General features: G+C 52.5%; 7 protein-coding genes. 6 read left to right on the forward strand and 1 reads right to left on the reverse strand.

Annotated features, from left to right (window positions below):
- The first annotated feature begins 115 nt into the window (after positions 1-115).
- The 5 genes from decR (at position 116) to amtB (ending at position 5985) form a co-directional block, all read left to right on the forward strand.
- Positions 116-574 carry a DNA-binding transcriptional regulator DecR gene (decR, locus tag H9644_RS18595; protein ID WP_000884589.1) on the forward strand — a complete coding sequence of 153 codons (459 nt, stop codon included), beginning with the start codon at positions 116-118 and terminating at the stop codon, positions 572-574.
- Positions 575-603: 29 nt separating this feature from the next.
- The gene (locus H9644_RS18600; RefSeq protein ID WP_191775877.1) at positions 604-2376 is read left to right on the forward strand and encodes a SmdA family multidrug ABC transporter permease/ATP-binding protein; all 1773 of its coding nucleotides are present in this window, start codon (positions 604-606) and stop codon (positions 2374-2376) included.
- Positions 2369-4150: a SmdB family multidrug efflux ABC transporter permease/ATP-binding protein gene (locus H9644_RS18605; protein ID WP_191775880.1), complete on the forward strand. Its 1782-nt coding sequence runs from the start codon at positions 2369-2371 to the stop codon at positions 4148-4150. Before H9644_RS18600 ends, H9644_RS18605 begins: the two co-directional genes overlap by 8 nt.
- 180 nt (positions 4151-4330) lie before the next feature.
- Positions 4331-4669 carry a P-II family nitrogen regulator gene (gene glnK / locus H9644_RS18610; RefSeq protein WP_000780338.1) on the forward strand — a complete coding sequence of 113 codons (339 nt, stop codon included), beginning with the start codon at positions 4331-4333 and terminating at the stop codon, positions 4667-4669.
- A 29-nt stretch (positions 4670-4698) separates the two neighbouring features.
- Entirely contained in the window at positions 4699-5985 is a 1287-nt protein-coding gene (gene amtB / locus H9644_RS18615; protein ID WP_191775884.1) for an ammonium transporter AmtB, read from the forward strand.
- Positions 5986-6169: 184 nt separating this feature from the next.
- On the opposite strand, the gene tesB is transcribed toward amtB, so the two are convergent.
- Positions 6170-7030 carry an acyl-CoA thioesterase II gene (gene tesB / locus H9644_RS18620; protein WP_064527167.1) on the reverse strand — a complete coding sequence of 287 codons (861 nt, stop codon included), beginning with the start codon at positions 7028-7030 and terminating at the stop codon, positions 6170-6172.
- A 218-nt stretch (positions 7031-7248) separates the two neighbouring features.
- Between tesB and H9644_RS18625 the strand changes: the two genes are divergently transcribed.
- The gene (locus H9644_RS18625) at positions 7249-7821 is read left to right on the forward strand and encodes a YbaY family lipoprotein (protein WP_064527169.1); all 573 of its coding nucleotides are present in this window, start codon (positions 7249-7251) and stop codon (positions 7819-7821) included.
- Positions 7822-7921: the final 100 nt, after the last annotated feature.

Consider the following 7921-nt stretch of genomic DNA (forward strand, 5'->3'; position numbering starts at 1 on the left):
TTTTGCCTCGAATTTGTCATTTTGTGCATTCTCTGTGAAATCGCACGGAATAAATTGTCGCTATTTGGCCTTTAAAATAGAATAAAAAGAGAAAATAATTCTCTGTGGATTGGCTATGTTAGATAAAATTGACCGTAAGCTGCTGGCCTTACTACAGCAGGATTGCACCCTCTCTTTGCAGGCACTGGCAGAAGCCGTTAATCTGACAACCACGCCTTGCTGGAAGCGTCTGAAACGGCTGGAAGATGACGGTATTCTTATCGGCAAAGTCGCGTTACTGGATCCGGAAAAAATTGGCCTGGGTCTGACTGCTTTTGTGCTGATTAAAACGCAACATCACAGCAGTGAATGGTATTGCCGCTTTGTTACGGTCGTCACGGAAATGCCGGAAGTTCTCGGTTTCTGGCGCATGGCCGGTGAATACGATTATCTGATGCGGGTCCAGGTTGCTGATATGAAGCGCTACGATGAGTTTTATAAGCGTCTGGTTAACAGTGTGCCGGGGCTTTCGGACGTCACTTCCAGCTTCGCGATGGAACAGATTAAGTACACCACCTCGTTACCTATCGAATAATTATCCAGGATCAGGTCAGGACATAACGCGTGCGATTATTTGCTCAACTAAGCTGGTATTTCCGCCGGGAATGGCGCCGCTATCTCGGGGCTGTCGCCTTGCTGGTCATTATCGCGATGCTGCAACTGGTTCCGCCGAAAGTGGTCGGTATTGTTGTCGATGGCGTGACGGAACAACACTTTACTACCGGGCAGATCCTGATGTGGATCGCCACTATGGTGCTGATTGCAGTCGTGGTTTATCTCCTGCGCTACGTCTGGCGCGTGCTGCTGTTTGGTGCGTCTTATCAACTGGCTGTTGAACTGCGCGAAGATTATTACCGCCAGTTAAGCCGCCAGCATCCAGAATTTTACCTGCGTCATCGCACGGGCGATCTCATGGCTCGTGCGACAAATGACGTAGATCGGGTCGTGTTTGCCGCTGGGGAAGGGGTGCTGACGCTGGTGGATTCACTGGTGATGGGCTGCGCGGTGCTGATCATGATGTCAACGCAGATTAGCTGGCAGTTAACGTTAATAGCGCTGTTGCCGATGCCAGTAATGGCAATCATGATTAAACGTAATGGCGACGCGTTGCATGAGCGCTTCAAGCTGGCGCAGGCGGCGTTTTCCAGTCTCAACGACCGTACCCAGGAGAGCCTTACCAGTATCCGCATGATCAAAGCCTTTGGTCTGGAAGATCGCCAGTCGGCGCTATTTGCCGCAGATGCCGAAGATACCGGCAAGAAAAACATGCGTGTGGCACGTATTGATGCCCGTTTTGACCCGACCATTTATATCGCCATCGGCATGGCGAATTTACTGGCGATCGGCGGGGGGAGCTGGATGGTGGTGCAGGGAAGTTTAACGTTGGGCCAACTCACCAGTTTTATGATGTACCTTGGTCTGATGATTTGGCCGATGTTAGCGCTGGCGTGGATGTTTAACATTGTAGAGCGCGGCAGCGCGGCGTATAGCCGAATTCGTACCATGCTGGCTGAAGCGCCAGTCGTTATTGATGGTAAAGATAAGGTGCCAGAAGGTCGTGGTGAGCTGGATGTGAATATCCGCCAGTTTACGTATCCTCAAACTCATCATCCTGCGCTCGAGAACGTCAGTTTTGCGCTGAAACCTGGTCAGATGCTGGGAATTTGCGGGCCGACCGGTTCCGGCAAAAGTACTGTGCTGTCATTAATTCAACGTCATTTTGATGTCACCGAGGGCGATATCTGTTTTCATGATATTCCTTTGACGCAGTTGCAACTCGATAGTTGGCGAAGCCGTCTGGCGGTAGTCAGCCAGACGCCGTTCCTCTTTTCCGACACGGTTGCTAATAACATTGCACTGGGTTGCCCGAATGCCACCCAGCAAGAGATTGAACACGTAGCGCGGTTAGCCAGCGTACATGACGATATTTTGCGTCTGCCGCAAGGTTACGACACGGAAGTGGGCGAGCGCGGCGTGATGCTTTCCGGTGGACAAAAGCAGCGAATTTCCATTGCCAGGGCATTACTGGTGAATGCGGAAATCCTCATTCTTGACGATGCTTTATCGGCGGTAGATGGCCGCACAGAACATCAGGTTCTACATAACCTGCGCCAGTGGGGGCAGGGGAGAACGGTGATTATCAGCGCCCATCGCCTTTCTGCCCTGACCGAAGCGAGTGAAATTATTGTGATGCAGCATGGGCATATTGCCCAGCGTGGCGATCATGACATGCTGGCGCAGCAAAGCGGCTGGTACCGGGATATGTATCGTTATCAACAACTGGAAGCGGCGCTCAACGATGCCCCGGAAAATCACGAGGAGGCTGTTGATGCGTAGTTTTAGCCAACTCTGGCCGACTCTGAAGCGCCTGTTAGCTTACGGTTCTCCGTGGCGTAAACCGCTGGGAATCGCAGTGTTGATGATGTGGGCGGCAGCGGCGGCAGAAGTGAGCTGCCCGCTGCTCGTCAGTTATTTTATCGACAATATGGTGGCGAAAAATAATCTGCCGCTGAAAATGGTTGTCGGGCTGGCGGCGGCATATGTCGGGCTGCAACTGTTCGCCGCCGGGCTGCATTACGCGCAGTCGCTGTTGTTTAACCGGGCGGCAGTAGGCGTTGTACAACAGTTACGTACCGATGTGATGGATGCCGCACTGCGCCAGCCGTTGAGTGAGTTTGATACTCAGCCCGTCGGGCAGGTCATTTCCCGCGTTACCAATGATACTGAAGTGATCCGCGATCTCTACGTTACCGTGGTCGCGACCGTTTTGCGTAGTGCCGCACTGGTAGGGGCGATGCTGGTAGCGATGTTCAGCCTCGACTGGCGAATGGCGCTGGTAGCGATAATGATATTCCCGGTTGTGCTGGTGGTGATGGTGATATACCAGCGTTACAGTACGCCGATTGTCCGCCGTGTACGCGCCTATCTGGCGGATATCAACGACGGCTTTAACGAAGTTATTAACGGCATGAGCGTCATCCAGCAGTTCCGCCAGCAGGCGCGATTTGGCGAACGTATGGGCGAAGCCAGTCGTTCTCACTATATGGCGCGAATGCAAACGCTACGGCTGGACGGCTTTTTACTCCGACCACTGCTTAGTCTGTTTTCATCTCTCATTCTTTGTGGCTTGTTGATGCTGTTTGGCTTCTCCGCCAGCGGCACCATTGAAGTGGGCGTGCTGTATGCGTTTATCAGTTATTTGGGGCGACTTAACGAACCCTTAATCGAACTGACCACGCAGCAGTCGATGTTGCAACAGGCTGTTGTTGCTGGCGAGCGAGTGTTTGAACTGATGGACGGACCGCGCCAGCATTATGGCAATGATGATCGCTCGTTACAGAGCGGCACCATTGAAGTCGATAACGTGTCATTTGCTTATCGCGATGACAATCTGGTGCTGAAAAATATTAATCTTGCCGTTCCTTCACGCAGCTTTGTGGCATTGGTGGGGCATACCGGTAGCGGCAAAAGTACCCTCGCAAGTTTACTGATGGGCTATTACCCACTGACAGAAGGCGAGATTCGTCTCGATGGACGCCCGTTAAGTTCGCTCAGTCATAGCGCGTTGCGTCAGGGCGTGGCGATGGTGCAGCAAGATCCGGTAGTGCTGGCAGATACTTTCCTTGCCAATGTGACGCTGGGGCGTGATATCTCCGAAGAGCGCGTCTGGCAGGCCCTGGAAACGGTACAACTGGCAGAACTCGCGCGTAGCATGAGCAACGGTATTTACACGCCGCTTGGCGAGCAGGGGAATAATCTCTCGGTCGGGCAAAAGCAACTGTTGGCGCTGGCACGCGTGCTGGTGGAAACACCACAAATACTGATCCTTGATGAAGCAACCGCCAGTATTGATTCCGGTACTGAACAGGCGATTCAACGCGCCCTTGCGGCGGTGCGTGAACAAACAACGCTTGTGGTGATTGCTCACCGCTTATCGACCATTGTTGATGCTGACACCATTCTGGTGCTTCATCGTGGTCAGGCAGTGGAACAGGGTACTCACCAGCAACTGCTGGCCACCCAGGGGCGCTACTGGCAGATGTATCAACTGCAACTTGCGGGCGAAGAACTGGCAGCCAGCGTGCGTGAAGATGAATCCCTGAGCGCCTGATTAGCGCAATATTTCATCATTGGTGCAAAAATGTAACGCACTGTGCACTGTCATAGTGCGTTTTCATTTTCAATCTTCTTAACTTCCTGCTCTCTTTCTCGTTTTTCATTTCTGGCACACCGCTTGCAATACCTTCTTTGTGTAGCAGAACCATTACCGAATTCTGACCGGAGGGGATCTATGAAGCTGGTGACCGTGATAATTAAACCATTCAAGCTGGAAGACGTTCGTGAAGCGCTATCTTCCATTGGTATTCAGGGCCTGACCGTCACCGAAGTGAAAGGTTTCGGGCGTCAGAAGGGCCATGCCGAGCTGTACCGTGGCGCGGAATACAGCGTCAATTTCCTGCCAAAAGTAAAAATTGATGTAGCGATTGCTGATGATCAACTTGATGAAGTGATCGATATCGTCAGTAAGGCGGCTTACACCGGAAAAATTGGCGATGGCAAAATCTTCGTCGCTGAATTGCAACGCGTCATTCGTATTCGTACCGGCGAAGCCGACGAAGCGGCGCTGTAATCTCTGGCACACAGCAACAGGAACGAAAAATGAAGATAGCGACGATAAAAACTGGGCTTGCTTCACTGGCGATGCTGCCGGGACTGGTAATGGCTGCACCTGCGGTGGCCGATAAAGCCGACAATGCGTTTATGATGATTTGTACTGCACTGGTGCTGTTTATGACCATTCCGGGGATTGCTCTGTTTTACGGCGGGTTGATTCGCGGCAAAAACGTGCTGTCGATGCTGACGCAGGTGACCGTAACCTTTGCGCTGGTCTGTATTCTCTGGGTTGTTTACGGCTACTCGCTGGCGTTTGGCGAAGGCAACAACTTTTTCGGCAATATTAACTGGTTGATGCTGAAAAATATCGAACTGACCGCAGTAACGGGCAGCATTTATCAGTACATCCACGTGGCGTTTCAGGGATCGTTTGCCTGTATTACCGTAGGCTTGATCGTCGGGGCGCTGGCGGAACGGATCCGCTTCTCAGCTGTGCTGATCTTCGTGGTGGTGTGGCTGACGCTCTCCTACATTCCAATTGCACATATGGTGTGGGGCGGCGGCTTGCTGGCTTCTCACGGTGCGCTGGATTTTGCCGGTGGCACGGTGGTGCACATTAACGCCGCAATCGCGGGGCTGGTTGGCGCGTATCTGGTTGGCAAACGCGTGGGCTTCGGCAAAGAGGCGTTTAAACCGCACAATCTGCCGATGGTCTTTACCGGGACTGCCATTCTCTATATCGGCTGGTTTGGCTTTAACGCCGGTTCAGCAGGTACGGCGAATGAAATAGCGGCGCTGGCATTTGTGAATACCGTGGTGGCAACGGCGGCGGCAATACTTGGCTGGATCTTCGGTGAATGGGCACTGCGCGGCAAGCCTTCTTTGCTGGGAGCGTGTTCTGGTGCGATTGCGGGTCTGGTCGGCGTGACGCCTGCCTGCGGCTACATTGGCGTTGGCGGCGCGTTGATTATCGGCGTAGTCGCCGGTCTGGCGGGCTTGTGGGGCGTTACTATGCTCAAACGTCTGTTGCGGGTCGATGATCCTTGCGATGTCTTTGGGGTACACGGCGTTTGCGGTATTGTTGGCTGTATCATGACCGGAATTTTTGCCGCCAGCTCGCTGGGTGGTGTGGGCTTTGCCGAAGGTGTGACGATGGGCCATCAGCTGCTGGTACAGCTGGAAAGCATCGCCATTACTATCGTCTGGTCTGGTGTGGTGGCATTTATCGGCTACAAACTGGCGGATCTGACCGTTGGTTTGCGTGTGCCAGAAGAGCAGGAGCGCGAAGGGCTGGACGTCAACAGCCATGGCGAGAATGCCTATAACGCGTAACCAGCAATCAAACGCAAATTCGCCTGATGCGCTGTGCTTATCAGGCCTACAATAAAAATCACAATTTATTGAATTTACAAGAATTGGTCGGCCGGATAAGGCGTTTACGCCGCATCCGGCATCAATAAAGAGCACGTTATCAACTATCTGGCAGCCGGACGGTTTTCACCTCCGGCTGTTTTTTTTAATTATGATTACGCATTACCCCTTCCTGAACGGTCGAGGCAACCAGCACACCGTCCTGGGTATAAAACTCACCGCGCACAAATCCTCGGGCGCTGGACGCTGATGTGCTCTCCACGCTATACAGTAGCCATTCGTTTAAATTAAATGGTCTATGAAACCACATCGAATGGTCGATGGTGGCTATCTGAATTCCTGGTTCGAGAAAACCGATGCCGTGCGGCTGTAAGGCGACCGGAAGGAAGTTAAGATCAGAAGCGTACCCCAGCAGATATTGATGAACACGCAGATCATCCGGCACGTTACCATGTGCGCGGATCCACACCTGACGATGCGGCGCGGCGACGTGACCTTTCAGTGGGTTATGAAACTCCACCGGGCGGACTTCCAGCGGACGATCGCAGATGAATTTATCTTTCAGCACTGGTGGCAGCAGGTGCGCCAGCGACTGGGCGATCTGCGTTTCCGAAGGCAAACCATCAGGCGCTGGGGCCGGAGGCATCTCTTTTTGGTGTTCGAATCCAACTTCTGGCGCCTGGAAAGACGCTGTCATATAAAAAATGGGTTTGCCATTCTGAATCGCGGCTACACGGCGAGCACTGAAACTGTTGCCGTCGCGCAGTGTTTCGACATCATAAATAATCGGCTTCTTGCTATCACCAGGGCGAAGAAAGTAGCTGTGGAATGAATGCACCAGACGCTCTTCGGGTACAGTCTCTTTTGCAGCATACAGGGCCTGACCCACGACCTGGCCGCCAAACACCTGGCGTAAACCTAAATCTTCACTCTGGCCGCGAAAGAGTCCTTCCTCAATTTTTTCCAGATTCAACAATGTCAGTAAATTTTTTAAGGCCTGACTCATATTAACTCTCCAGTAACAAAGCTGCCGCAGCAAGCCAAAGTGAGTTGAGTATAACGCAATTTTGTCACTGGTCCGATGGGTGCAATGGTCTGAATTACGGACTAAATACAGGCGTAAATACGTGATTTGTGCCACACTTATTCACGTTACGATTTTGTTAACCACTCTTCCGGCGAGGAAAGTTAGCCCGCTGGTGCATTGATAATAAGGAGAAGTGAATGAAACTCGTGCACATGGCCAGTGGTTTAGCGGTTGCGATTGCGTTGGCGGCTTGCGCTGATAAAAGCGCGGATATCCAGACGCCTGCACCTGCTGCAAATACCTCTATTGCGGCGACACAACAACCGGCTATACAGCAACCTAATGTCTCCGGTACGGTCTGGATCCGTCAGAAAGTCGCACTGCCTCCCGATGCTGTGCTGACCGTGACACTTTCTGACGCGTCGTTAGCCGATGCGCCGTCTAAAGTACTGGCGCAAAAAGCGGTGCGTACCGAAGGTAAACAGTCGCCATTCAGCTTTGTTCTGCCATTTAACCCGGCAGACGTTCAGCCGAACGCGCGTATTCTGTTAAGTGCGGCGATTACTGTGAACGACAAATTGGTGTTTATTACCGATACCGTCCAGCCGGTTGTCAATCAGGGGGGAACCAAAGCCGACCTGACATTAGTGCCGGTTCAACAAACCGCCGTGCCTGTCCAGGCCAGTGGTGGCGCAACAACTACCGTACCATCCACTTCACCGACCCAGGTGAATCCATCTTCGGCAGTTCCTGCCCCTACGCAATACTAAGCGTTACTAACCCTCTCCTCCCGGCTGTCTCTTGATCAGATCTCCTGATCAAGAGACTTCATCACCAGGTAACCCTCAACCATATCCTGAAGTCTGAACC

The sequence above is a fragment of the Escherichia whittamii genome, assembly GCF_014836715.1.
In the GTDB taxonomy this organism is placed as follows: Bacteria; Pseudomonadota; Gammaproteobacteria; order Enterobacterales; family Enterobacteriaceae; genus Escherichia; species Escherichia whittamii.